The organism is Phenylobacterium sp. SCN 70-31 (genome assembly GCF_001724605.1).
Lineage (GTDB): Bacteria > Pseudomonadota > Alphaproteobacteria > Caulobacterales > Caulobacteraceae > Phenylobacterium.
This window is the reverse complement of sequence record NZ_MEEX01000024.1, coordinates 23,664-49,671: the sequence shown is the minus strand read 5'-3', so window position 1 is coordinate 49,671 and position 26,008 is coordinate 23,664. Positions and strand designations below refer to the sequence as shown.

Sequence of the window (26,008 nt, the reverse complement as noted above, 5' to 3'; positions counted from 1 at the left end):
CCTCGAGAGTCCGCTCATGGTTTGAAGGCGCCAGAACCGCGCGCCACGGGTCACGTCCGGTGAAATTTTTCTCGCATGGGCGGATTTTTCACCCAGGAGGGGCGCCGTCTTGCCACGCCCGCCCCGGCTGAGCAGTATGCCGGCCCATGTTGACGCGTACGCCGAACGACGAGGCTCGGGCCCTCCTGGGGGGGTGGCGGCGCGGTGACAGGACGGCGCGGGACCGGCTGTTCGCGCTCCTCTACGCCGAGCTCCGCCAGGCCGCCGCGGCGATGCTGCGTGGCGAGCGGCACGTCTCGCTCTCGATCGGCGACCTCGTCCATGAAACGATCCTGAAGCTGATCGCGCTGGACCGTATCGACTGGCGCGACCGGGCCCATTTCATGGCGCTCACCTCCACCATGATGCGGCGTGCGCTGATCGAACACGTCCGGGCCAAGCGGGCGGCGAAGCGCGACCACATGAAGGTGGAGTTGATCACCAACCTGCCGGACGTGGGCAACGCCGACCTCGACGAGGTGAACGACGCCCTGGACCGGCTGGCGCGGGTCGATCCCCAGCGGGCCGAGATCGTCGAGATGCGCTACTTCGGCGGCATGGAGATCACGGATATCGCCGTGGTCCTGAACCTGTCGGAATCCACCGTGAAGCGTCGCTGGCAGTCGGCGCGCCTGTGGCTCTTCGAGGCGTTGCAGGCCCAGGATGTCTGACGATCGGCCGCCGGCGTCGCTCGACGCGCAGGCGCTGGATCTGATCGACGGGGCGATGGATCAGCCGTCGGGCTCGCGGGAGACCTGGATCCGCAGCCGCCCGGTCCCCGCGGCGGTGCGCGACCGCGCCCTGACGCTGCTGTCGCTCAGCCCCGGCGCCGCGGCGATCCTGCCCACGGGCGGCGCGCCGGGTCTGGCCGGCGAGGCGCCGACGCCCGAGCGGATCGGCGCCTACCGCGTCACCGGCCGGATCGGCCAGGGCGGGATGGGAACGGTCTATCGCGGCGAACGGGCGACCGGCGACTTCGACCACACGGTGGCGATCAAGGTGATCCGACCCGGCGCCCTGTCGGGCGCGCTGGTCGAGCGTTTCCGCCGCGAGCGCCAGACGCTGGCGCGGCTGGCCCATCCCAACATCGCGCGCCTGTTCGACGGCGGCGAGACGACGGCCGGCGAACCCTTCATCGTGATGGAGTACGTCGAAGGCCGGCCGCTGACCGACTGGCGGGCGGCCGAACCCTCGCGCGCGGCCCGCCTGGACCTGTTCCTGGCCGCGGCGGCGGCCGTGGCCTTCGCCCACCAGAACCTCGTGGTCCACGGCGACGTGACGCCGGCCAACATCCTGGTGGACGCGGCCGACCAGCCCAAGCTGATCGACTTCGGCATCGCCGCGCCTGCGACGGCGCCCACGCCCCTGGCGACGGCGCCGGGGGGCGACGCCGGCATCCACACACCCGGCTTCGCCGCGCCCGAGCGGATCGCGGGCGCGCCGTCCAGCACGCTGTCGGACATCTATTCGCTGGGCCAGGTGCTGGCCTGGCTGACCGAAGGCGACCGTCCCGCCCCCGAACTCGCGGCCATCGTCGCCCGGGCGACCGCCGACGATCCGGCCGATCGCTATTCCACCGTCGAGGCCCTGCGCGCCGACGTGGCGGCCTGGCGGAGCGGATTCCCCGTCTCGGCCGCGAGCGGCGGGCGGGGCTACGTCTTCCGCAAGTTCGTCGGCCGCCACCGGCTGGCCGTGGGCGCGGCGGCGACGGCGGCGACGCTGCTGGTGGCCGCCTTCGGCCTGACGCTGGCGGCCAACGCCCGCGCCGAGGCCGCCCGCGCCGACGCGGAGGCGCGGTTCGAGGACGTGCGCGCCCTGGCCAAGTCGATGATGTTCGACGTCTACGACGAGGTGGCCAAGGTCCAGGGTTCGGTCGACGCGCGGCTGAAACTGGCGCAGACCGCCCAGACCTACCTCGACCGGCTGGCCGCCGACCCGCACGCGCCGTTCGATGTGCGACTGGAGGCGGGCGAAGGCTATTTCCGCCTGGGCCGGGTGATGGGATCCACCGGCGGCGGCTCGCTCGGCCGGCGCGAGGAAAGCAAGGCTCTGTACGGCCGCGCCGAGGCGATCCTGGAGCGGCTCCACGCCGAACAGCCGGCGCGGGCCGACGTCAGCCTGGCCCTGGGCCACCTGCTGTCGTTCCTGGCCGGCGAGAGCCTGTACGCCGACGGCGACAGCAAGGCCGCGCGCGCCCGGACCACCCGCGCCCGCGCCCTGCTGACGGCGCTGCCCGAGCCGTCCGAACGCAGCGCCGGCGCCCTGGCGGCCGCGTATCTCTACGAAGGCGACAGCTACGGCTGGGACAACGACATCCCCGGCGCGGGGCGCGTGTACGAGCAGGGCCTGAAGATCGTGGCCGACCTGCCGCCGGCCCTGCGCGAGAGCGATCCGGTCGCCGTCTCGCTGAGCGGCCTGCTGCGACAGAGCGGCAACGTCTATCTGCATACCGGCCGCATCGACGACGCCGTGGCCCGCATGCAGGAAGGCGTCGCGCTGAACCGCGCGCGGCTGGCGGCGACCGAGGACGATCCCACCTGGACCCGGCGGCTGATCGCCTCTCTGTGGTCGCTGGGCGACATCCAGCGCGAGGCCGGGCGGCTGGACGCGGCGCTGGCGACGATCCAGGACGGGCAGGCCATCGCCCGCGCCATGGCGGCGCGCAGTCCCACCGACGCGGGGGCGGCCGAGTCGATCGCCCTGACCGGCATCGTGCTGTCCCAGGTCCAGAGCGCCCGCGGCGCGCACGCCCAGGCCGTCGCCGCGGCCGACGAGGCCGTGGCCATCCGCCGCCGGCTCGCCCAGCGCAGCGGCGGCAACAAGGGCTCTCGGCTGCATCTCGCCGTGGGCCTGAAGGACGCCGCGGCGGTCTACCGCCAGGCCGGGCGCTCGGCCCAGGCCTGCGGCGCCTTGCAGGAATCCCGGACGATCCTGCGCAGCTACGCCGACCGCGACGACCTGTCGGACTACGACCGGGAGAACAACCTGCAACCCGTCGAGGACAGCCTGAAGGCCTGCCGGACCTGAAGAGGCTCCCCGCTTGCGCGCCCTGCCCCCGAATCCCGCATCGGGGGAAGAACGCAGGCACAGGGGGAATTTCCGGCGAAAACATCGTCCTCGCTCCCCACAGCGCCCCCCAAACGGGGGATCGAAGCGCGCCCGCGCCCGCTAGTCCGGTGTCCACGCCCCTGGGGCGCGAAGCGGAATGGAACGGAGCAGGTCATGGGTTTCAGGAGTTGGGCGGGCGGCGCGGCCGCCCTTGTGCTCGCCACCGGCGCGGCGGCGACGCCCGCGCCGGCCGCCGCGGCGCTGTTCGCCACGTTCTCGGGCAAGATCACCTATGCGGTGACCGACCTGACCTTCGGGTCGTACAACCTGATCGGCCTCGACTACACGGCCACGTATGAGTTCGATCCCTCGGTGGGGACGACGTCGCTCTACGATCCCGGTGGCGGGGTCTTCGACTACATCCGCGCGGGCGCCGGCGACGCCTCGCCCGTCCGCTCGCTGACGATCACCATCAACGGCCATCAGGACGTGATGGATTTCCAGTCCGACGAACTGTTCAACGGCCGCATCGAGCGGGTGAACTATCCCGCCAGCCCTACGGGCGAACTCTACGTGAGCGGCGTCGGCGGCCGAGACGTGCCCTCACCGACGGGCGGGCTGGCCTACGACTATCACACGGCGAGTTCGGGCTTCGCGTCACCGACGTCCATCGCCTTCGACATGGCGGAACCCTGGTCGCCGGTCGGCGGCTCGGGCCTGTCGAGCTTCCTGCGCCAGGTGAGGAACGCCGGCCGTGGGTTCGACCAGGCCTACGACATCAAGGGCTCGGTCATGAGCGTCCGGGTCTTCGAGACCGGCGCCCCGACCGGCGCCATCCCCGAGCCGGGAACCTGGGCGCTGATGATCGGCGGCTTCGGCCTGGCCGGCGCGGCGCTCCGCCGTCCCCGGCGCGAACGGGCCGCCTGACGCGCCGGCAGCGTCAGGTCAGACCTTGGGCGGGATGGGAACCATGTTCTCGACCGGCGTCGTAGGCGCGACGCCGGGCGGGAGGTTGTCAGGCTCGGGCCCGCCCGCCTCGCCCAGCGCGTGGATGTACCGGTAGATCGCCCTCATATCCCTCTCGGTCATCTTCGAGATGTTCTGGGTGGGCATCGGCGGCAGCAGCGGCTTGGTCTTCAGGATCTCGACCCAGCCGTCCTCGGTCGTGCTCTGCGCGAGCAGCCGCAGGTTGGTGGCGTAGGACACGCCCCACGGCCCCTGGTAGCCGATCGCGCGGCCGGTCAGCCGCTGCGCCTCGGGAATGTTCCCGCCGGCCTGGGGGAAGCCCTCGGTGTGGCAGTCGTTGCAACTGCCCACCATGACCAGATAGCGCCCCGCCTCGATGTCATTGGCGGCCACCACATGGGGTTGGCCGGCCGGCGGCTCTGCCGGCTTCGAACAGGCCGACAGCATCGCCGCAACCGCGGCGGCGAACATGATCCAGCGCATGGATATCCCTCGTTTTGCCGGAACCTTTACGGGACCGGACCGCCGAAGGATGCCGCATATACGGCGCAGGCGTCAGACTTTGCGCCGAACCCCGCCCGATCGGCGACGAAGCCTATTCCGCCGGCGCCACGGGGACCAGGATCTCGCCCCCGCCCGCGCGGAACTTCTGCGCCATCTCGGCCATGCCGGTGTCGACGTCGTTCTGCTGCCGGGCCGCGTCGCGGATGTCCTGGCTGATCTTCATGGAGCAGAACTTGGGACCGCACATCGAGCAGAAGTGCGCGGTCTTGAACGCCTCCTTGGGCAGGCTCTCGTCGTGGTACTCGCGCGCCGTCTCGGGATCGATCCCCAGGTTGAACTGGTCCTCCCAGCGGAACTCGAACCGCGCCCGGCTGATGGCGTCGTCCCACAGGCGGGCGGCCGGGTGGCCCTTGGCCAGGTCGGCGGCGTGGGCGGCCAGCTTGTAGGTCATCACGCCGACCTTCACGTCGTCGCGGTTGGGCAGGCCGAGGTGCTCCTTGGGCGTGACGTAGCAGAGCATCGCCGTGCCGAACCAGCCGATCATCGCCGCGCCGATGGCCGAGGTGATGTGGTCGTAGCCCGGGGCGACGTCGGTGGTGAGCGGGCCGAGGGTGTAGAACGGCGCCTCGCCGCAGGTCTTCAGCTGCTTGTCCATGTTGGCCTTGATCTTGTGCATCGGCACGTGGCCGGGGCCTTCGATCATCACCTGGACATTGTGCTTCCAGGCGATCTGGGTGAGTTCGCCCAGGGTCTCCAGTTCGCCGAACTGGGCCGCGTCGTTGGCGTCGGCGATCGAGCCGGGGCGCAGGCCGTCGCCCAGGCTGAACGACACGTCGTACGCCTTCATGATCTCGCAGATCTCTTCGAAGTGCTCGTAGAGGAAGTTCTCCTTGTGGTGCGCGAGGCACCACTTGGCCATGATCGAGCCGCCGCGGCTGACGATGCCGGTGACGCGGCCGGCCGTCAGCGGGACATAGGCCAGGCGCACGCCGGCGTGGATGGTGAAGTAGTCCACGCCCTGTTCGGCCTGTTCGATCAGGGTGTCGCGGAACACCTCCCAGGTCAGGTCCTCGGCGACGCCGTTCACCTTCTCCAGCGCCTGATAGATCGGCACCGTTCCGATCGGGACGGGGCTGTTGCGGAGGATCCAGTCGCGGATGTTGTGGATGTTGCGGCCGGTGGAGAGGTCCATGACCGTGTCGGCCCCGCAGCGGATCGACCAGACCATCTTGTCCACCTCGTCGGCGACGTGGCTGAGGACGGCCGAATTGCCGATGTTGGCGTTGATCTTCACCAGGAAGTTGCGGCCGATGATCATCGGCTCCAGCTCGGTGTGGTTGATGTTGGCCGGGATGATGGCGCGGCCCCGGGCGATCTCGTCGCGCACGAACTCGGGCGTCACGAAGTCGGGGATCGAGGCGCCGAAGTCCTCGCCGTCGCGGATGAAGGCGTCGGTCTCCTTGCGGCGCAGGTTCTCGCGGATGGCGACGTACTCCATTTCCGGGGTGATGATCCCCCGGCGGGCGTATTCGAGCTGGGTCACGTTGGCGCCGGCCCTGGCGCGGTAGACCCGGCGCGGCGCCGTGAACTCGGGCGCCAGGTGCGCGCCTTTCGCGAAGCCGTTGTCCTCGGGCTTCACGGCGCGCGGATTTTCGACGATCTCGACGTCGCCGCGGCTGACCACCCAGGGTTCGCGGGTCTTCGAGAGCCCCTTCTCGATGTCGATGGCGACCGTGGGGTCGGTGTAGGGACCCGACGGATCGTAGATGGTGAGCGGCGGCTCGCCCGCGCTCTCGTGGACGGCCACCTCGCGGAACGGGACGCGGATGTCCGGCCAGACCACGCCGGGCTGGTAGACCTTCCTGGACCCCGGCCGTTCACCGGTCGGGATCGTGGCGGCGTCGAGCTTTCCGGTCGGCTTGTTCATCGCGTGCGTCCTCAGGTTCGGACGGATCACGGGCGTAGGTTGGGTGATGAAGCGCCCTTCCCTTCGCCGGCATGACCCGGATCAGGTTCGACGGGTCGTGGGCTCACCCACCTCTCAGCCGCTCAAGCGCGGCCCCCCGAGGATGTCCGGCAGGTTAGGCGCGATCGACCTCCACGTCGAGGCCGCCGGACTCCAGAATCCGCCGCAGGGGCGTGAGGCCGTCGCCATAGGCGCGCCAGCGGCCGATGGACGACGCGTACATCGGCTGGCGCACCTGGACCGAACTGGCGGTGGCGACGGGCGCGGCGTTCTCGTGGAACGCCAGGCAGGCCGGGTCCCAGTCCAGGCCGCAGAAGGCGAGCAGGCCGCGCGTCCGGGCCTCCTGATCGTGGACGAGGTCCTCGTAGGCCACCTCGCGGAAGCGGTCGGGCGGCAGGACCGCGCGCCAGTGCGCCACCAGGCGGTCGAAGCCCAGGTAGTAGCGGCCGAGGTCCTCCAGATCGAGAGCGTAGTCGTACTGCGGAATGCCGGTGGCGAAGAGCTGGCGGTAATTGGCCAGACAGGAATCCATCGGATGGCGGCGCAGGCAGACGATCCGCGCGTCCGGCAGGGCCCGATGGATCAGGCCGGCATAGACGACATTGAGCGGCATCTTGTCGACGAACCTCGCGCTCGCGCCCCGCAGGCCGGCGACGTCGTCCAGGAACGCCCGGCCCAGAGCCTCGGGATCGACGGCGCGGCCTGCGCGCAGGGTCGGCGGATCGAGCACGAGGCTGGAGGCCGTCCCCGCCATCCGCTTCACGAGCAGCCCGAAGTTGGCCAGCTCGCCCAGCGATTCCACGTCGCGGTGGCTGGACAGGATGCGGTCCACCAGGGTTGTCCCGGTTCGCGGCAGCCCCACGACGAAGATGGGCGCATCGGACCGGAAGCCGGCGGCCCGGTCGCCGGCCGCGAACGTCGCCGCCGCCGCCTCGAACACCCGGGCGTCGGCGTCCGGATCGTAGCCTGCGCGCGCGCGCCGCAGCGCCTTGCCCCGTTGCAGCCAGGCCAGGGCGGCGGCGGGGTCGCCCAGATCCTCGCAGGTCTTGGCCAGGGCGTGGGCGAGGTGAAGCGCACGCTCGGGATCGTGGGCATGAGTCGCGAAGAGGCGTTCCAGTTCGGGCCGGAAGTTCCGCTCCGGCGTCTGGCGCGCCAGGGTGACGCGGGACGACCAGGCGCGATGGGCGGCGGGGTCGACCGCGACGGCGCCGGCGTAGGCGGCCTCGGCCCCCGCGAAATCGCCGAGAAACTGGCGCGAGGCGCCCAGGTTGAACAACAGTTCGGCGTTGCGTCCGTGGCTCTCCACCGCCGCCTCGAAGAACGGGATCGCGCGGGCGTGCAGGCCGGCGCGGCTGAACACCACGCCCAGGGTGTCGAGCGTCACAGCGTCGCGCGGATGCAACGCCGCAGCGATTTCCGCGGCCGCGACCGCATCTGCCTGTTCGTTGAGCAGCATGAGCGTCCGCGCCAGGTGGGCGCGAGGCCTCGGATCGACCGGCGCCAGGGCCGCCGCCTTCTCGAACAGATCGGCCGCCCGGCCGACATTGCCGTGATCCGCGGCCAGGACACCGAGGAGAAACCAGGCGGCGGCGGCCTCGGGGTCGCGCTCGAGCGCCTGCATGCAGATCCGGTGCGCGGGCTCGTAGGCGCGGCGGGCCATCAGTTTTTCGGCCTCCGCGAGCCCCTGATCGAATTGCATCATTTTTGTATCGCTCACCGCAACGAGGCCGCTTCCTGTCGCATACCCGGGCCGTCGGGGTTGCGGCGCTCCGGATGGATGTCTCCAGATTTCCCCAAAGCTCGCATGAGCCTTTCAGAAATCCGGGGAACTCCGCAATGAAGATATCGCCTCTGCACCGTCGCCGCATTCTGCTTGCTTCGATCAGCGCCGTCGCGATCGCGACGCCCGCCATCGCAGCCGCGCAGGGCGGCGCGGAAGTCGAGGAACTGATCGTCACCGCCACGCGGCGGGAGGCGAACGTCCAGAGCGTTCCGATCAACATCGCCGCCGTGGGCGAATCCTTCATCCAGCGGCAAGGCGCCACCGACCTGGCCGAGTTGGCCGGGTTCATCCCCGGCGTCCATCTGGTGGACCAGGGGGGCCGGACCTCGGACCGGATCGTCGTGCGCGGCCTGAACGTCGACGCCATCGGCCAGACCGACGTGCTGGGCAACAACGCGGGCGACATCGTCTCGACCTATCTGGGCGAGATCCCGATCTACATCGACCTGAAGCTCAACGACATGGAGCGGGTCGAATTCCTGCTGGGCCCGCAGGGCACGCTCTACGGCGCAGGCACGATGGGCGGCGCGATCCGCTACATCCCCAAGCGCCCGCAGTTCGGTGTCGGCAGCTTCGAGGTGCGGGGCGACGGCTACGGCTATTCCAAGGCCAGCGGCCTGAGCTACGACTACGGGGCGACGGGCAACTTCCCGATCGGCGAGACCGTGGCGGTGCGCGCCTCGCTCGACTTCCTGAAGGACACGGGCTTCGTCGACTACGACTACGTGGTCCGCGTCCCCGGCGTCAGCAATCCCAACATCCTCGCCGGACCGGGCTACGACCTGGCCCCCAAGAAGGACGCCAACGGCGAGAAGACCGTCTCGGGCCGCCTGGCGGTCCGGTGGCGCCCGACCGACATCTTCGACGCCAACCTCACCTATTACTACCAGGACCAGCGCTCGGAAGGCCGGACCATCAGCGGCCATCGCAGCGCCATCGCCACCGGCCGCTACGTCTCGCCCACGCGCGTGCTGGAGCCCAACCGCCGCGAGAACGGCCTGCTGGCCCTGGAAATGAGCCTCGACCTCGGTTTCGCCGAGCTGACCTCGGCCACCGGCTATTCGCGCTACAAGGAACGCGGCCAGCGCGACCAGACCAACCTGCTGGTGGGCTTCGCCTACGGCTACGAGCTGTTCCCCTCGTTCGTGGGCTACACGCTCGAAGACCAGGACGACGAGACCTGGACGCAGGAGATCCGCCTCGTCTCCAAGACCGACGGGCCGCTGAGCTGGATCGTGGGCGGCTTCTTCTCGAAGTACGACACCGACGGCTTCTCGAAGGAGTTCACGCCGAACTTCGACCGCTACGCCATCGACGCCTTCGGCACGGGCGCCGAGCTGCGTCCCGACTCGCTGGAGTACCTGGCGGTCGGCTCGGCCAAGCTGGATCAGGTCGCCGCGTTCGGCGAGGTCAGCTACCAGATCACCGACAAGTGGCAGGTCACCGGGGGCGTCCGCTACTACGACTACAAACTGAAGACCTTGAACGCGGTCGACCTGCCGCTGCTCTACACCAGCATCGCGCCGGACGGGCGGACGCCCACCGAGGTGCGGCTCGACTTCGAGGCGGACGGCCAGAAGGACGACGGCTTCCTCTACAAGTTCAACACCTCGTACCAGATCACGCCCGACGTGCTGGCCTACTTCACCTACAGCGAGGGCTATCGGATCGGCGGCGGCAACGGCATCGCGCCCTGCCCGGTGCCGCTGGGCAATTTCCAGAACGTCTGCGCCCTGCCCGACGAGATCGCCTACAGCCCGGACAAGACGATCAACTACGAGCTGGGCGCCAAGACCCAGTGGCTGGACGGCCGCCTGACCCTCAACACCTCGCTGTACTACATCGAATGGAAGGATCCGCAGCTCCTGTCGGCGACGATCAACGGCGGGGGCACCATCACGCGCAACGGCGGCGGGGCCGAGACCAAGGGCTTCGACGTCTCGTTCGACGCCCGGGTGACCGAGCAACTGACGGTGCGGGCCAGCTACGCCTACACCGACGCCAAGCTGACCGCCGACGCGCCCAAGTTCGTCCGCACGATCCCCGATCCCGCGACGAACCCCACGGGCAATCCGTTCCGCAACACCCTGGTCGACGCCTTCGACGGCGACCGCCTGCCCGGCTCGCCCAAGCACCAGGCCAGCGTGTTCGTCACCTATGAGCAGCCCATCGCCGAGGGCCTGAACCTGGAGCTGAACTACTCGGGCCGCTACGTGTCGGACATCCTGTCGGCGGTGGGCAACCGCGGGGGCGCCATCACCTTCGACGACTATACGATGCACAACCTGTCGGCCACGCTGTCGGGCGATGGGCGCGACTGGTCGGTGACGCTGTACGCCGAGAACATCTTCGACAAGTTCGCCGAGAGCGGCGGCAACGGGAACCCCTGGTACAACAACGGCACGGTGACCGACGAGACCGGCCGCACCGTCTTCGTCCGGTCGTTCACCAACCCGCTGCCGCCCCGGAAGGTCGGCGTGCGGTTCACCAAGAAGTTCGGGGGCTGACGGCCCAGGTTGACGGCGGGGGCTGACGGCGGGAGCTGACGGCGGGGGGGCGGGGGCACCGCCGGAACTCGCAGGTCGGACGCCCGAGGGCCGCAGACTTGCAGACGGCGGCGGCCGGACGACGTATCCTGAGGCGAGGGACTTCCCGGACCTGCCTCAGGAGACCACCCATGAAGCTTCCGATCTTGACCTTGGCGGTCGCGGCGGCCGCCACGGCCATCGCGACGGGCGCCGCCGCGCAGAAGCCCTCGCCGCTGCCGACGCCGTCGCCCCCGTCCGGCGCAGGGCTGGCCCCGGGAGACTGCTTCCGCTCCAGCGACATGCGCAACCACACCATCGGCGACCGCCAGACCCTGCTGGTCGACGTTCAGGGCAAGGGCGCCTATCGCGTCACCATGAAGGGCGCCTGCCTGGCCGGCGCCACGTCGTCGGACCCGATCGTGACCCGCAGCCCGCCGGGCGCGACGCTGATCTGCAAGCCCATCGACATGGATATCTCGATCTCGCGCGCCGGCTTTCGCTCGCCCTGCATCGTGGATTCCATCGTGAAGATGACGCCCGAGGAGGTGGCCGCCCTGCCGCCGAAGTTGAAGCCCTGACGACGAGCGCCTAGGGAGCAGGCATGCGCTCCACCGGCTTCACACCCGCCCGCCGCACCGCTCCCCGCCCGATGTCGCTTCCGGGAGACCAGCCGTGAGCCAGCCCACCCTTGTCCTGGGCGTGCTGGGCGGCATGGGTCCGGCGGCCACCGTGGACTTCCTGGCGAAGGTGCAGGCCTGCACGCCCGCCCACCAGGACCAGGACCACATCCGGGTGATCGCCGACATCAATCCCCGGACGGCCGCGCCCGGCGTCCCGGGCGCCAGCGCCGGCGGCGCGCTGGCCGAGATGGCCGGCGGCCTGCGCGGGGCGGGCGCCGAGGTGCTGGCCATGCCTTGCAACAGCGCCCACGCCCACGCCGACCTGATCCAGCGGGCCAGCGGCCTGCCGCTGATCGATATGATCGGCCTGGGCGCCGAGGCCGCCGGCCGGACCGGGGCCATGCGGGCAGGCGTTCTGGGCGAGCGTGGCGCGCTGAAGCTGTATCGCGAGTACCTCGCCGCGCGGGCCATGGGCCTCGTCAGCCTGCCACCCGAACGCCAGGAGGCATTCATGGTCACCCTCCAACGGATCAAGGCCGGGGAACGGTCCGCCGACGTGACGCGCGAGATGCAGGCCCACGCCGAAGCCCTGCGCCAGGCCGGCGCCGAGGTCCTGATCGCCGGATGCACCGAGGTTCCTCTGGTGCTGTCGCCGCGGGACGTGCGGCTGGAGATGGTGGACCCGGCCGACCTCCTGGCCCGCAAGGCGGTCGCGGTGTGCCTGGGCTGGGAGGCCGCGCCGGTCGCCCTGGATTGAGGGGCGGCTCGCCCGCGGCTCAGAGCCGCTGGGCGCCGAAGGTGTCGCAGGCGTTCGGGTCCCCGGTCTCGGCGCCGCGGCGGAACCAGCGCATCCGCTGCTCGGACGATCCGTGGGTGAAGGCGTCGGGCACAACCTGGCCCTGCGAACGCTTCTGGAGCGTGTCGTCGCCCACCGCGGCGGCGGCGCGCAGGCCATCCTCGATGTCGCGCGCGTCGAGCGCCACCTGGCCGCCCGACACGGCGGCGGCGTGGGCCACCCACACCCCGGCGTAGCAATCGGCCTGCAGCTCCAGCCGCACGGCGCCGCTCTCGGCCCCCCGCGCGCCCAGGCGCCGCGAGCGCTCGGACGCGCCGGTCAGGGTCTGGACGTGGTGCCCGATCTCGTGGGCGATGACATAGGCGCGGGCCGCCTCGCCGCCGGCGCCGAACTTGGTCTCCAGCTCCTGCCAGAACGAGAGGTCCAGATAGACCTTGCGGTCCGCCGGACAATAGAACGGCCCCATCGCCGCCTGGCCCGTGCCGCAGCCGGTGCCGGTGGCCTGTTGATACAGCACGATGGACGCCGGCGGTTCGTAGGTGCGGCCGGACTGGCGGAAGAGCTGGGCCCAGACCGCGTCCACATTGCCGGAGACCACGTCGACGAACCGTCCCGCCTCGTCCTCGGGCGCGCCGCGGGCGCCTTCCTGCTGCTGGGCGGGCGCCGCCCCCTGGACCACGCCCAGGGTGGTGGAAGGATCGATGCCGAAGACGAAGTAGCCCACCAGCGCCAGGATGACACCGCCCACGCCCAGGCCGCCGACACCCACGGCGCCCATGCCGCGGCGATCCTCGATGTTGCCGCCGCCCTCACCGCCCCGCCAGCGCATCAGCGGGGATCCCGGGCGGCCGCGCGGACGCGGCGATTGGACTCGGCGAGGGCGGCGTCAGGGATCATGGGATAGTCCTGCAGGGCGGGAGCGGTGGCGGCCGATGCGCGCGGCGGAACGTCGGGCGCAGGAACCAGCGGCGAAGGGCGGGCGAGGTCGCGGACGGCCTGTTCCGCCCGCAGGCGCGTCTCCAGCGCCTGGAGCTGATTGGCCTGGTCGACCGCGCGACGCTGAGCGGCCTCCTCGCGCGCGCGGAGATCGTCGAGCTGGAACTGCGTCGGCTGGGCGAAGGCGCCCGCGGGCGCCGCGGCGAGGGCCAGGAACGTCGTGGAAAGGGCGCAGGCGAACAAGCGTGACATCAGGGGGCGAACGTATGGCCTCTATCGGCGTTCCACGGTGAACCGCGCCAGCTCTTTCTGGGGCGGAGCCCAGTCGGGCTTGAGCTCCACGGCCTTGCGGTAGTCGAAGTAGGCGGCCCTGAGGTCCTCCAGGCCCTCGTGCGCGAGCGCGCGGTTGTAATAGGCCTTCTCCGGCTCGCTGACACCCAGCTCGAGCGCCCGGTTGATGTCGGCCAGGCCGTCCGCGTAGCGCCGCGCGCCGACCCAGGCGGCGCCGCGGTTCACATAGGCCTCGCCCAGGTCGGGCTTGGTCTCGATGGCGCGGTTGAAATCCCACTCGGCGGAGGCGAACTCCTTGCGCCGGAGCTTGATGACGCCGCGGTTCACATAGGTGCCGGCCCGATCCCGCAGGTCGAGCAGTTCGGTCGACAGGGCCTGGGTGCAGGCCTCCTCCGAGCGGCTGTCGGACTGGCCGCCGAGGGCGGCGTTCGAGCACTCGCGCGCCAGACCTCCGCCCAGGACGGTGACGGCGGCCTGAGCCCCGCCCGCCCAGGCCAGGACGGCGGTCGCAACGAGGGCGGCGGTGGCGACGACCGACGGCGAGCCGAAGGAGAGAACGCGTCGGGAGGTGCTGAGCATGGCCTGCTCCACAGCCTGGCTGATGATCGACAGCGTCCGCCCGCAATCCGGTTCTGTCAATTCGGCCCGCTCTCCGGAGCGCGGTAGCGCCGCAGCTCCCGATGCAGGATGTAGACGCCGCTGCCCGCGACCACCACCGCGCCGACGAGGGTGAGCGGATGGGGCAGTTCGCCCCAGATCACCAGTCCGAGCAGCGCGGCCCACACGAGCTGGGTGTAGTCGAACGGCGCGATCACCCCCACGGGCGCCTGCCGCAACGCCTCAGTGAGGAAAAGCTGGCCGACGCCGCCGATCACCCCGGCCAGCACCAGCATGGCGAGCGTGAGGGGATCGGGCGTCACCCAGTGGAACAGCGAGCCGATCAGCCCGATCACCACCCCGCCGAGCGTGAAGTAGAAGACGATGGTGGCGCCGCGCTCGGTGTCCGAGATCTGGCGGATGGCGACCATCGCTCCGGCGGCGCCCAGAGCGGCCAGGATACCCAGGGTGACTCCGGGCACGTTCATCTGGCCCGGCAACGGCCGCGCCATCATCAGGACGCCGAGAAAGCCCACGCACACGGCGGCCCAGCGATGGCGGCCCACCTTCTCGGACAGCAGCATCGCCGACAGGGCGGTCATGAAGAGCGGCGAGGTGAACTGGAGCGCCGTCGCCTCGGTGAGCGGCAGGTACTGGACCGCCGAAAACCCGCACACCATCCCGAAGAGACCGACGGTGGCCCGTGCGAAATGGCCGAGAGGCCGACGGGTCTTGAGGACCTCAAAGCCGGTGGTGCGCCAGATGTAGAGACCGAGCGGCAGGAAGGCGAAGAGGTTGCGGAACAGGATGATCTCGAAGACCGGCACGCCGCGAGAGCCCGTCCACTTCACCAGCGCCGACAGCACGGCCATGCAGGCCATCGCCGCCACGCGATAGGCGATGCCCAGGACGACATTGGAGGTCGGAGGAGAGGCGGAGGGCGACACGGGCGCCCTTAGGCGTGGCGAAGGGGCCGCCGTCAACCTCCGAACGCGCCGTGGAAGCCTGTGGCGCCTCACCTAGAAGGCGCGTTCGTCTCCGAAGAGCAGCGGGACGGTGCGGGCCACCAGGATCAGGTCGTCGCGGAACCGCCAGCGGTCGATGTAGGCGTTGTCGGCCGCGATCCGGGCCAGCAGGGCCGCATCGTCGGCGATCTCGCCGCGATGTCCCCCGACCTGGGCGGCGCCGGTCAGCCCGGGGCGGGCGCGGAACCGGCCGGCGTAACCCGGGACCCGTTCGGCCCAGGCCGCGTCATGGGCGAGCGCGTGCGGCCGGGGTCCGACGATCGACATGTCGCCGCGCAGCACGTTCAGGAGCTGGGGCAGTTCGTCGAGGCTCATCCGCCGCAGTACGGCGCCCAGAGGCGTGATCCGCGCATCGCCGCGCGCCGCCTGGACCACCGCCCGCCCGTCCTCCAGCACGCGCATGGTGCGGAACTTGAAGATCCGGAACGGCCGGCCGTCGAGGCCCGTCCGCTGCTGGCGGAACAGGATCGGTCCCGGACTCTCCATCCAGATCGCCGTGCCGATCAGCAGGAGGAGAGGCAGAAAGGTCAGGAGCGCGGTTCCGGCGACCATGAGGTCGAACAGGCGCTTTCGCCGGCTGGCGGCCACCCTTCGCAGGGTCGGCCGCCGATGCGGCAGGAGGATCTTCAACACGACCGCAGAGCCCACCCCAACATGCGCGCATGTGAAACCGGCGCGTCCGCGCGCGCCCGAACCGGTTCTCCGGCCCTGGCGCGCATCGCCGCGTTTCCGGCCCGCCTCCGGCCCGACCTCCACCGCAAACCCCGAGCTGGCCTCGAAGTTCCGGAGATGCGGCCACTTGCCGGAAAAATCGGTTCGGGGGAGGGTCGCCGCACAGAAAAGAGCCGGGGAGGAGCAAGACGATGGCGCGGCGGCTGGTGGACCTGTCGATCCCGATCACCAACGACATCATCTCGGACCCCGACGTGATGCGGCCCAGCATCTCCTACTCCCGCCACAAGGAGACCGTCGGACAGATCGCCGGCTTCTTCCCCGGCCTGGAGGCGGACGACCTGCCCGACGGCGAAGGCTGGGCCGTGGAGCAGGTCCGGCTGTCCACCCACAACGGCACCCACATGGACGCGCCGTGGCACTTCCACTCCACCACCGACCAGGCGGTGGGGACCCGCCGGGCGCCGACGATCGACGAGGGGCCGCTGGAATACTTCCTCCAGCCGGGCGTGAAACTGGATTTCCGCGGGTTCGCCGACGGCTATGTGGCGACGGCGGCCGACGTGGAGGCCGAGCTGGCGCGGATCGGCCACACGCTGAAGCCGCTGGACATCGTGCTGGTGAACACCGCCGCGGGCGCGGCCTACGGCGACCCCGGCTACATCCACAAGGGCTGCGGCATGGGCGAAGCGGCCACGCTCTACCTCACCGAGCGGGGCGTGAAGGTGGTGGGAACCGACGCCTGGTCATGGGACGCGCCGTTCTCGCACACCGCCCGCCGCTGGGCCGAGCGCCGGGACCCCAGGATCATCTGGGAGGGCCACAAGGCCGGGCGGCTGCGCGAATACTACCAGATCGAGAAGCTGACGAACCTGGAGGCCCTGCCCGCGACCGGCTTCGTCCTGTCGTGCTTCCCGGTGAAGATCGCCGGCGCCTCGGCCGGCTGGATCCGGGCGGTGGCGATACTGGACTGAGGCGCCGCCGAGGCCGCGAAGCGGCGACGTCCACACTCCAGGAACCACGAACCATCACGGTCCAACACGGACATCCGCCCGCCCGGTCCGTGATGGTCGGTGTTGGTCCGTCGCTGGATGACAGAGCCTCCGCTCGTGCGGAGGCTCCGGAGACCCGGGGTTCAGGCGGCGACGCGGCGCTTGGCGTTGGATTCCAGCAGCGCTTCGGCCTGGCGCATGATGTTGGCCACCATCTCCTTGCAGGTGGGAATGTCGTGGATCAGGCCCTGGGCCTGGCCGACCGTCCAGATGCCGCCGTCGGTGTCGCCCTGGCCCAGAACGTTGGTGCGGCCCCGCACGCCGGCCACCAGGTGGCGGACGTCCTCGATGGTCTTGGTCGGATCGGTCTGAATCTTCACCACCTCTTCCGAGATGGCGTTGCGCGCCACGCGGCTGGTGTTGCGCAGGGTGCGGTTGGTGAGGAGCGTGTCGCGCTCGGTGTTCTCGACGATCTTCTTCTTGACGTTCTCATGGATGGCGCACTCCTGGGTGGCCATGAAGCGGGTGCCCATGTTGACGCCCTCGGCGCCCAGGGCCAACGCGGCGACCAGGCTGCGGCCGTCGGCCATGCCGCCCGAGGCGATGACCGGCACGTTCACCGCGTCCACCGTCGCGGGCAGCAGGACGATGAGGCCGATGTCGTCCTCGCCGGGGTGGCCCGCGCATTCGAAACCGTCGATCGAGATCACGTCCACGCCGTGCTTCACCGCCGAGATCGAGTGGCGGACCGAGGTGCACTTGTGGATCACCTTCACGCCCGCTTCCTTGAAGGCCGGCAGATGGTCGACGGGCGCGCGGCCCGCGGTCTCGACGATCTTGATCCCGCTCTCGATGATCGCCTGGCGATACTCGTCGTAGGGGATGGGGTTCAGCGACGGCAGCAACGTCAGGTTCACGCCGAACGGCTTGTCGGTCAGGTCGCGGCAGCGCTGGATCTCCTTGTGGAGCTCCTCGGCCGACTGCGAATGGTGGGCGGTGATGAAGCCCAGCGCGCCGGCGTTGGCCACCGCGGCCACCAGCGGCGCATAGCCCACCCCGGTCATGCCGCCCATGACGAGCGGCGTCTCCACGCCGAACATTTCGGTGATACGGGTCTTGATCATGGCGTTCTTCCCCTCGGCGCCCAGGCGCCCTCTTCGTTCCACTCGGGCGGGACGGTAGCGTCAGACGTCCCGGGCGGCCACACCCGAGCGCGGCCGCCGGCCACATCCCTCACCCTGCGTCAGCGGAACCAGCGCAGCGGCCTGGTGGTCACGCGGAACTGCAGACCGCGGTCCTGGAGGTCGCGCCGGCCCGCCGTCTCGACGTCCTTCAGGGACTTCGCATAGGTGATGCGGGCGGACAGCGCATCCGACGGCGTCCAGGCCAGGGAGGTTCCCACCGAATAGAGGGTCTTCACCGGCTGGGGCGGTTCATGATTGCGCATGTAGGCGCCGTCGGCGAAGGCCGAGACGGTGAAGGCGCCCCAGTCGAAGGCGCGACCGCCGGCCGGCCGGCCGAACCGGATCGCCCGCGCGACCTCCACCGATCCGACCAGCCCCTTGTCGGCCAGGACCAGATTTTCGCGATAGCCCCGCACCGTGTACTCGCCGCCCGCCGTGAAGCGCTCGCCCGAGTAGAGGACGCTGTCGGCCCACTGGCCCGAGAGACGCGCCCGCAGCTCGACGCCGTAGTCCGGGAGGCGGCGCGCGTAGTTCACCTGGACCAGGGCGGTGTGGAAGCCCTTCTTGGGTGTCGGGAGGCCGGGGATGTCGGTGCGCGTGCCCTCCAGCCCCTGGACGCCCGTGAGCGAGACGGCGAACACCCGGTCGACGTTGCGCTCCACATAGTCGGCCACGAGCCGCAGGACCGTGTATTGCGCCCGCCCGTCGACCGCGCCCGGCGCGAACGAGAACCGCTGGCCCAGCAGGAAGGTGTCGGATCGCCGCCACGCCACCTGGGCGCCGAGGCTGACGGTCCGAGCCGAAGACCAGCGGCCCGGCTGGTCGGTGGGCAATAGCGGGCTCTCGTAGACCTTGTGAAGGATTCCGGCCTCGACGGCGCGGTCGCGGGCCGAGATGTCCAGCGGCAGCAGCGGCGTGTCGGTGACCGCCGCGTCGTTGTAGGACCCGCGGACCGAGACTGTCGTCCGCGGGGTCAGGAACGGGACGGCGTAGCCCAGCGTGAAATCCTCGACGCCGTCGGTGACGCCGGCCTCGCCGCTCAGCAGGTCGCCGGCGGCCAGGACGTTGCGGACCGATCCGCCCGCCGACAGCCGTTCGCCGCCCACCGAGGGCGAGCGGCTGTTGGCCGCCGTGACATAGAGGTCGAAGCGGTCGGCCGGATAGATGGCCAGGCCCAGGCTGGCCTCGCCGGGTCGACGGCCGGGACGCAGGTCGGCGTTGACGGTCCGGACCGCCGGATCCTCGGCCAGGAGGCGGAAATCGCGCTCCAGATCGGCGGCGCTGAGGGGACGACGCCCGGCGGCGGCCATCCGATCGCGGACGTAGGCCGCCGTAAGGCCCTTGGCCTGGCCGCCCGTCCATTCCACCGTGATCGGCGGGACGTCGTCCGCGGGCGGGGCGAGGCCACCGTAGACGAGCCGCAGGTCGAGAACCCCGGGCTCGGGCGAGGGCCGCACCACGAGGCCGGAATTGATGAAGCCCGCGCCCAGGTAGGCGCGGTTGAGCACCTGGACCAGGGCGAGCGCGCGGGCGAAGCCGCCCGCGTCAGGCAGGCCGTTGGCCGCGAACTGGCGACGCACCCAGGCCTCGTCCAGCGCTTCGCCGGGCGTGTGGGACAGAGAGAGGTCGCCGCTGGCCGCCTCTGGACGCCAGGCTGCGGGCGGCCGGGCGGCCGGGCCGACCGGGGCGTCGGCGACGATCCGGACCTCGCGCAGCGGTGCGGCGAGCGTCGCTGCGGGCGCGGGCGACGCACCGGCGGCCGGCGGCCTCGGCAGCCCCGCGGACGGTTCGGCGTAGGCCGGCGTCGCGGGCGGGACGGCGCCCGGGCCTGTGCGTCCCTGGGAGAGATCGCCGGCCGGCTGCGCCCAGGCGACCGTGGGCGCGGCGCAGGCCAGCAGCGCGAGGCGTCCGATGGAGAGGCTCAATGGCAGGCTCCCGGCGCCGAGACGCCGACATCTGGAGTGCGGACATCGGGGGCGCCGACATCGGGGGCTCGCAGTCCCTCGGGCGCGGCCTCCCGCACATAGGGGCCGACCGGCCGGGTGATGAGCTGGCTGACCGAGCCGGTCGAACGCGCCGCCGGGCATTGGCCCCGCAGGACGCGCGAGGCGTCCAGCACCGACAGGTCGCGGCTCACCACCCCGCTGCTGATGTCGTAGAGGCCGGTCTCCAGCCGGAAGTCGCCGTCCACGGCCACGGTGTTCACCCGGTCGCTGGAGTTGACGAAATAGCGGCTCTGGATCGTGACGTTGGCTCCGCGCAGCTCGCCCAGCGCCAGGATGCTGCCCCCGTTGGAGATGATCGCCAGCGGGTCCGAAATGGCGATCCGGCCGCCCGTGGCGCTGCCCGACGAGGTCTGGATGATCCCCGGCGCCCGGGCGCCTTCCAGCAGCAGGATGCCGGGCCGCGGGATCGCCAGGTTGATGTCGCCCGCGGCGCCGGAGACCGAGTTCGTGGTCACCCGCCCACCGTTCGCGATGGTGAGGTTCTGCGCGCGGATCCGGATCGTGCCCGCGTCGCCGCCGGCTTCGGACAAGTTCTCGCTGGAGATGATCGAGCCGAGTCCATCCACGCGGGCCTGGCCCGCGGAAATCTCGATTTCACCCGCGTGGTTCGGGTTGACCGAAAGCGTGAGGATCGCCCCGCCGTTCAGCACGTCGAGCCGCTCGACGCCGATGCTGACCCGAGAGGCCCGCCCCGTTGCGTCCCCTTCAGCCGACGACGACACCTGGCCCCCGTCGATCCGCAGGGATTTCGCGACGATGTCGAGGCCCCCGGCGTCGCCGCTGCCGAAGGTGGCGGTCGTGATGACGGCGTCCTTGCCGACCACGACATCGTCCGCGGCGACACTGACCGCGCCGGCGGCGCCTTGGGAGATCGAGGTGGCCACCGACAGGATGACCGACAAGTCCTCCAGAACCAGGCTGCTCGCCTTCACGTCCACCGAACCCGCGTCGCCGAAGCTGGCCGTGCTGGAGCTGATGCTGCCCACGTTCCTGAGAACGATATCCTTGGCCGTGATGCGCAGCTGACCGGCGTCGCCGGCGCCGAAGGTGTCGGACGAGATGGCGCCGTCGTCCACCACCAACGACCCGGCGTTTATGACGACGTCGCCCGCATGCCCCTCGCCGCCGTCGGCGGCGGACGCGATGAACGACCTCACGCCCCCGCCGCCCTGCACCAGCAGCTTGTCCACACCGATCGAGATGTCGCCGGAGTCGCCGCCTCGGAAGCCCGTTGAGGTGATATTGCCGCCACCCAGCAGCGAGACCTCGCCACCCCGGATATCCACGTTGCCGGCGCTGGCCGCGCTGAAGCTCGCGGACGAGATGTAGGCCAGGTTCCTGACCTTCAGCGTATTCCTCGCCTCGATCCTGACGTCGCCCGCGTCGCCCAGGCTCAGCGCTTCGGAAGATATTCCCGTGAATTCGCGCCCGCCGCCGTCCAGGTCGATGTCGTTCGCCCGGATATCGACCGTCCCGCCCCGGCCCGTCGTGCGCGACTCGGACGAAATCGTCGCGTCGAACATGGAAAGTCGGCCCGCCTCGATCCGGACGGCCCCGGCGTTGCCCGTGCCTCTGTCCGCTCTGGAGGAGATGGTGGCGTCCGCGAGGTCGAGCGTGTCGGCCACGATCGAGACGCTGCCGGCGTCGCCCGCGAAATTCGACTCGGACAGTACGAAGGAGGTGTTCTCGATCCGGACCGTTCTGGCGGTGAGGGTCACGTCGCCGCCCCGCCCGTCGCCGCCGCTGCTGGACGAGACGAGGGCGTTGTCGAGCCGTAGCGTCTCGGCGGAGATCGCGACCTGCCCCGCGTCGCCCGAGCCAAAGGCGGTGGCGTCGGTTCGGACGATGGCGCCCAGCAACTCGACGTTGCGACCGTCGATCTCGATCCGGCCCCCGTTCGCGGCGCCGAACGCGCTCGCCGAATAGGCGCCCTGGTACATGACGAGGTCGCCCGTGGAACTCAGCCGCACGACGCCGGTGGCCCGAGGTCCGTTCGCGGCGTCCGACCGCAGGTCCACGCGATCGAGCAGCAGAGAGTCGGACTCGATCAGAACCTGGCCGGCCAGGCCCTCGTCAAAGGCCTGGGTGTCTATACGGCTCTGGGACAGGAACACCGACGGCGCCCTGAGGGTGATGGAGCCGGACGAATTCGGGCTGGCGCTGACGGCCTGAAATCCGCCGCCCTCGGCCTCCAGGCTGCGTGTGGCGGAGATCAAGAGCGCGCCGGACTCCTGATTGGCGCCCGGAACCGCGCCGAACGACCCTCCCGAGATCGTGATGGTCTCGCCTGCGATATGGACGTCACCAGGTCGCCCGCCGCCAAACGCGCCGGTCAGCACGAGGGCGGCCCCGAGTTCCTGCGTCGCGGCGTCGATCCTGATGTTCCCGCCATCCCCGGCGCCGATCGAGGACGAACTGATCAGGCCGATGTCGATGACAAGGCGATCGGCCGCAAGCCGGATGTCCCCCGCCCCGCCGGAACCGATGACGTTGGACCCGATGAAGGCGTTGCCGCTGCCGGTGGGATTGTCGATCTCGCCCGTGAGCCGGATGGTCTCGGCCCCGATGGCGATTCCGCCGGCCGCGCCGGCGCCCGAGGAGACGGCGCCGAAACCTGTGGTGGTCGTGGCCCCCCGCGCGTCGATCTCGAGGCTTCCGGCCGTCACGAGCAGGTCGCCGCCGTCTCCGCCGCCGCGCGCGGACGTGATCACGATGGCGTCTGGGGCGACGACGACACGGTCACCCTGCAGCAGAACATCACCCCCGCGACCGATCCCTGCGGTGTCGGACACGAGATTGCCGGCCGAGATCAAAACCTCTCCGGCCGAAACGCGGAGCGGCGCCCCCGCCGCATCCTGGGTCTGGACGCTCAACCGGCTGCCGTCGAGGCGAATCCGGCCCCCTCGCCCGGCCGAGAGCGGATCGGCAAGGCTGACGCGCGTCGCCAGATCACCGACCGCGATCATGTCGAGGCCGCGAACGCCGAAGGTGGTGTCGACGACGGCGACGTCTGACGCCGTGAACGCCAGGCCGGCCGTGACCGGGGCGAACTCGGGGCCCACGTTCGCGATCGAGATGGCGCCCTCGCCGCCGACGAAGCCCCAGGCCTCGGGGGCGGCCACCGACAGCGTCGAGCCGCCGGGCGCGGCGACGGTGAAGCGCTGACCGTCCGCGAAGTCGAGGTACGACGCCGTCGAGAAATGCGCCGCGCCGGGCACGTTCACCTGGGCGCCGGCGCCGAAGACGACGCCCGCCGGATTGATGAACCAGAACGCCGCGTTCGGCAGGGCCATGGAATCGAGCGTGCCCGCGATCGTCGAGGCCTGGCCGCCGGTCACGCGGTTGACGACGTTCGCGATCCCGCCCGGGTCCGCCGCCGTCCAGCGCGCGGTCGCGCCGACGCCCAGGTCGAAGCGGGTGAAGCTGTGGAACAGGTTGGCGCCGGCGCGCGTCCCGCCGTCGATGGTGATGGCGCCGCCGATGTCGGAGACCGTGGTGCCTACCGCGAAGGCGTTGCCGACGTCGGGCGTGATCGCCGTCTGGGCGCGCGCCGGCGCGGTCGCCGCGAGCCCGAGGGCGACGGCCAAGGCGATGCGGGATACGGCGGCGACCGCCTGGGACCGGTTCAACGCCAGGCTCCCAGCAGGGTGAAGGCGGCCCAGATGCCGGGCGCGGCGTTCTCGCCGCCGCCGTCGATCAGGGCGAGCTGCGCCTCGCGCAGGGCCTCGGACTTGGAGCGGCCGTCGCGATAGAGGCTGTAGAAGGTCTTCATGAGTTCGGCGGTCCCGGCGTCGTTGACGGGCCACAGAGAGGCGATGGCGCTCCTGGCGCCCGCCTGCACCGCGGCGCCGGCCAGGCCCATGCTGGCCTCGTCGTCGCCCACCGCCGTCTCGCACGCGCTGAGCACGAGGAGGTCGAGTTCGTCGCCGCGGGTGCGGTTGGCGCTGAGGATCTGGCGCAGCTCGGACAGCAGGATCACCTCGCCGTTGGCGACGATGAAGGCCCGGTCGGACCGCCCGTTGAACGAGGCGTGGGTGGCGAGGTGCAGGACGTTGACCTGCTCGCGGGTGAGCGCCTGGACGAGGTCGGCCTTGCGGAAGTTCTCGATCAGCCGGGCCCGTTCGATCCGCTGGCCGTCGGCCACGGCGGCCACCTTGGCCTCGTTGGCGGTGCCCTCCAGTTTCTCGAAGTAGCCGGCGGGGACCCGCACCTCCAGCTCGAGCGAGGCCGCCAGGAGTTGCAGGCGCTCGTCCTGTCCGGCGCCGCCCGCCTGGGAATAGGCCAGGGCGGGGGCCACCGCGATCCGGCTTCTCTGGACGAGGTAGCGATCCTGGCCGTCCAGCAGCATGGCGAACGGCAGGCTGCGAAGCGCGCCGTCGGGCACCACGACCAGCAGGGAGCCTTCGGCCAGTTCGCCCTCGATCGGGCGGATCAGCAGGTCGTAGAGCTGGCGGGAAGCCGGCCGCCAGGTCTCGTCCTCGCCATAGCTCAGCGACAGGACCGCGCGCTCGACCAGCCGCGACAGGGCCTGGCGGTCGATCGCGCGATTGGGGGGAAGGCGTCGGAAACGCGCCTCGCCGCCCGCACCGCCCGCCACGTAGAGCAACTCCAGACGGTCGGGCAGAAGGATGGGATAGAGCAGCACCTCTCCGGCCTTGAGGGCCTCGGGGGTCAGCGGCTCGCGGGCGGGAATACACTCGCTGCCGAACACGCTCTGAAGCTCGGCCTGACGGTAGGCTTCCACGATCTGCTGGGCGTCCCGGACCCGGATGGCCTCGCGCGCGCCTACGGCGCCGGCGAGCTGGACGTCCACGGCGCTCTGGAAGATGCGGCGCATGTAGAGCGAGAAGGCCGTCTCCTCGGTCAGCGGATCGAAGCGCGGCAGGAGCGGACGGACGGCCTCCAGCGCGTCGTAGGCGGCCAGGACGTGGGCTTCCCGATGGTCGGGGTCCATCTCGGCCAGCAGCAGCCGCCATTCCGGCAGGCGCGCGGGCAGGTCGCGCTGGCTCTCGGCCAGCAGGGCTGCGTCCATCAGACCACGGGCGCGCGCGACGTCGCCCGCCAGGAAGGCGACCCGCGCCTCCAGCGCCGCAGCCACGGCCTGGGCGGCCGGACCGTCGGGCTGGGCCATGCGGATCGCATCCGCGGCGTGAGCCACCTCGGGCGCCGCGGCGAGACCGCGAGCATCGAGGGCCGCCTGGGCCAGCCGGCCCAGCACTTCGGCCCGCAGCGCCGGGTCGGCCAGACGATGCGCCGAAGCCAGGCCGCTCGACGCGGCCTCGCCGGCCTGGCGGCGGAAGTCGGCGGCTCCGGCGGCGTCGGACTCGGCGACCGCGAGCCGCAGCCGGGCCAGGCGAAGGTCGGCGAGCGCCGCCGTCCGCTCGTCGCCCGACAGGCGCGCCTGCTCGGCGGCGCACGCCAGCGACGCGGTCGAGACCCCCAGGTTGGCGTTGATCAGCAGCGCGGTGTTGCGCAGCAGGTCGCAAGGCCCCGAGGTCACAGCCGCGGTCTGCTGGCGCACTTCGTCCACGGCCGCCGCCGCGCCGCGGACCCCGCGACGCGCGCCGCCGCGCGTGCCCGAAGCCGTCGAACCCGACAGCGACACCAGGCCCAGGCGATAGGCCGCCAGCGAGGCCGGCCGGTTCAGCCCCGCCGCGCTCGCCGCCTGGAATGCGCCCAGGAGATAGGTCTGGGCCTGATACTGGCTGCCCTGGACGCTCACCCGCATCAGTTCGCCCGCGGCGGCGCAGTATTCGGACACCGCCCGCGCCGACGGTCGGGCGCCGACGGAGCCGGACAGCTCCAGAACCGGCGCAATCTCCGCATAGGGATCGTCTGCGCCGCGCTGAGCCAGGCGGGCCTCGGCCGCCGCCGTCGCTTGTCGAAGCGCTTCGTCGGACGGATAGGCCGCCAGGGCCGCGCCCCCCGAGGGGATGCACAGGGTGTCGGTCAGCGCCGCCTGCGCGGCCCCCGCCCACAGCAGGACGACGCTCGCCGCAGCCGGCGCAAGTCGCCGTCCCAGCCCGGTCGCCGACACCGTGCGCGCCATATCGAC

19 protein-coding genes and 1 riboswitch are annotated in these 26,008 nt (G+C 71.1%); of the genes, 7 read left to right on the top strand and 12 right to left on the bottom strand.

Going from position 1 to position 26,008, the window contains the following annotated elements; translation table 11 throughout:
• Window positions 1–146 precede the first annotated feature (146 nt).
• From ABS78_RS16845 to ABS78_RS16835, 3 genes are all read left to right on the top strand, one after another.
• Window positions 147–710, top strand: a complete 564-nt coding sequence (locus tag ABS78_RS16845) for an ECF-type sigma factor (protein ID WP_293381903.1) — start codon at window positions 147–149, stop codon at window positions 708–710.
• On the top strand, window positions 703–3,066 hold the full coding sequence (locus ABS78_RS16840; protein ID WP_293381900.1) for a serine/threonine-protein kinase: 2,364 nt from the start codon (window positions 703–705) through the stop codon (window positions 3,064–3,066). Before ABS78_RS16845 ends, ABS78_RS16840 begins: the two co-directional genes overlap by 8 nt.
• A gap of 195 nt (window positions 3,067–3,261) precedes the next feature.
• Complete coding sequence (locus tag ABS78_RS16835) at window positions 3,262–4,014, top strand: PEPxxWA-CTERM sorting domain-containing protein (protein ID WP_293381897.1); 753 nt, start codon at window positions 3,262–3,264, stop codon at window positions 4,012–4,014.
• 18 nt (window positions 4,015–4,032) lie between these two features.
• Here ABS78_RS16835 and ABS78_RS16830 read toward each other — a convergent pair whose 3' ends face one another.
• From ABS78_RS16830 to ABS78_RS16820, 3 genes are all read right to left on the bottom strand, one after another.
• Window positions 4,033–4,536 (bottom strand): c-type cytochrome, encoded by a 504-nt coding sequence (locus ABS78_RS16830; RefSeq protein WP_293381894.1) that lies wholly within the window; start codon window positions 4,534–4,536, stop codon window positions 4,033–4,035.
• Window positions 4,537–4,648: 112 nt separating this feature from the next.
• Window positions 4,649–6,484, bottom strand: coding sequence for a phosphomethylpyrimidine synthase ThiC (gene thiC / locus ABS78_RS16825; RefSeq protein WP_293381891.1), 1,836 nt, complete (start codon window positions 6,482–6,484; stop codon window positions 4,649–4,651).
• 41 nt (window positions 6,485–6,525) lie between these two features.
• Window positions 6,526–6,633, bottom strand: a riboswitch (TPP riboswitch).
• Window positions 6,634–6,638: 5 nt separating this feature from the next.
• Window positions 6,639–8,225: a tetratricopeptide repeat-containing sulfotransferase family protein gene (locus ABS78_RS16820; protein ID WP_293381888.1), complete on the bottom strand. Its 1,587-nt coding sequence runs from the start codon at window positions 8,223–8,225 to the stop codon at window positions 6,639–6,641.
• A 134-nt stretch (window positions 8,226–8,359) separates the two neighbouring features.
• On the opposite strand from ABS78_RS16820, the gene ABS78_RS16815 reads away from it, so the two are divergent.
• The 3 genes from ABS78_RS16815 to ABS78_RS16805 all read left to right on the top strand — a co-directional run bounded on the left by ABS78_RS16815 (window position 8,360) and on the right by ABS78_RS16805 (window position 12,211).
• The gene (locus ABS78_RS16815; RefSeq protein WP_293381885.1) at window positions 8,360–10,813 is read left to right on the top strand and encodes a TonB-dependent receptor; all 2,454 of its coding nucleotides are present in this window, start codon (window positions 8,360–8,362) and stop codon (window positions 10,811–10,813) included.
• Window positions 10,814–10,983: 170 nt separating this feature from the next.
• Window positions 10,984–11,412, top strand: coding sequence for a DUF6491 family protein (locus ABS78_RS16810; protein WP_293381882.1), 429 nt, complete (start codon window positions 10,984–10,986; stop codon window positions 11,410–11,412).
• Window positions 11,413–11,506: 94 nt separating this feature from the next.
• Window positions 11,507–12,211: an amino acid racemase gene (locus ABS78_RS16805; protein ID WP_293381879.1), complete on the top strand. Its 705-nt coding sequence runs from the start codon at window positions 11,507–11,509 to the stop codon at window positions 12,209–12,211.
• A 19-nt stretch (window positions 12,212–12,230) separates the two neighbouring features.
• Here the strand turns inward: ABS78_RS16805 and ABS78_RS16800 are convergent, their stop codons facing one another.
• The 5 genes from ABS78_RS16800 to ABS78_RS16780 all read right to left on the bottom strand — a co-directional run bounded on the left by ABS78_RS16800 (window position 12,231) and on the right by ABS78_RS16780 (window position 15,732).
• Complete coding sequence (locus ABS78_RS16800) at window positions 12,231–13,079, bottom strand: neutral zinc metallopeptidase (protein ID WP_293381877.1); 849 nt, start codon at window positions 13,077–13,079, stop codon at window positions 12,231–12,233.
• Window positions 13,079–13,438, bottom strand: a complete 360-nt coding sequence (locus ABS78_RS16795) for a hypothetical protein (protein ID WP_293381874.1) — start codon at window positions 13,436–13,438, stop codon at window positions 13,079–13,081. Before ABS78_RS16795 ends, ABS78_RS16800 begins: the two co-directional genes overlap by 1 nt.
• Before the next feature lie 21 nt (window positions 13,439–13,459).
• Entirely contained in the window at window positions 13,460–14,116 is a 657-nt protein-coding gene (locus ABS78_RS16790; protein WP_293381871.1) for a hypothetical protein, read from the bottom strand.
• The gene (locus ABS78_RS16785; protein WP_293381868.1) at window positions 14,113–15,021 is read right to left on the bottom strand and encodes a DMT family transporter; all 909 of its coding nucleotides are present in this window, start codon (window positions 15,019–15,021) and stop codon (window positions 14,113–14,115) included. The genes ABS78_RS16790 and ABS78_RS16785 overlap by 4 nt, the downstream gene beginning before the upstream one ends.
• Before the next feature lie 72 nt (window positions 15,022–15,093).
• Window positions 15,094–15,732 carry a sugar transferase gene (locus tag ABS78_RS16780; protein ID WP_293381865.1) on the bottom strand — a complete coding sequence of 213 codons (639 nt, stop codon included), beginning with the start codon at window positions 15,730–15,732 and terminating at the stop codon, window positions 15,094–15,096.
• Between the two features lie 230 nt (window positions 15,733–15,962).
• On the opposite strand from ABS78_RS16780, the gene ABS78_RS16775 reads away from it, so the two are divergent.
• Entirely contained in the window at window positions 15,963–16,745 is a 783-nt protein-coding gene (locus ABS78_RS16775; protein WP_293381862.1) for a cyclase family protein, read from the top strand.
• Between the two features lie 161 nt (window positions 16,746–16,906).
• Here ABS78_RS16775 and ABS78_RS16770 read toward each other — a convergent pair whose 3' ends face one another.
• The 4 genes from ABS78_RS16770 to ABS78_RS16755 all read right to left on the bottom strand — a co-directional run bounded on the left by ABS78_RS16770 (window position 16,907) and on the right by ABS78_RS16755 (window position 26,002).
• Window positions 16,907–17,887 carry a nitronate monooxygenase family protein gene (locus tag ABS78_RS16770; protein ID WP_293381859.1) on the bottom strand — a complete coding sequence of 327 codons (981 nt, stop codon included), beginning with the start codon at window positions 17,885–17,887 and terminating at the stop codon, window positions 16,907–16,909.
• 119 nt (window positions 17,888–18,006) lie between these two features.
• A complete protein-coding gene (locus ABS78_RS16765; protein WP_293381856.1) occupies window positions 18,007–19,872 on the bottom strand; it encodes a ShlB/FhaC/HecB family hemolysin secretion/activation protein in 1,866 nt (621 codons plus the stop codon).
• The gene (locus ABS78_RS16760) at window positions 19,869–23,582 is read right to left on the bottom strand and encodes a filamentous hemagglutinin N-terminal domain-containing protein (protein WP_293381852.1); all 3,714 of its coding nucleotides are present in this window, start codon (window positions 23,580–23,582) and stop codon (window positions 19,869–19,871) included. The genes ABS78_RS16765 and ABS78_RS16760 overlap by 4 nt, the downstream gene beginning before the upstream one ends.
• The gene (locus tag ABS78_RS16755) at window positions 23,579–26,002 is read right to left on the bottom strand and encodes a CHAT domain-containing protein (RefSeq protein WP_293381849.1); all 2,424 of its coding nucleotides are present in this window, start codon (window positions 26,000–26,002) and stop codon (window positions 23,579–23,581) included. The genes ABS78_RS16760 and ABS78_RS16755 overlap by 4 nt, the downstream gene beginning before the upstream one ends.
• Window positions 26,003–26,008 lie beyond the last annotated feature (6 nt).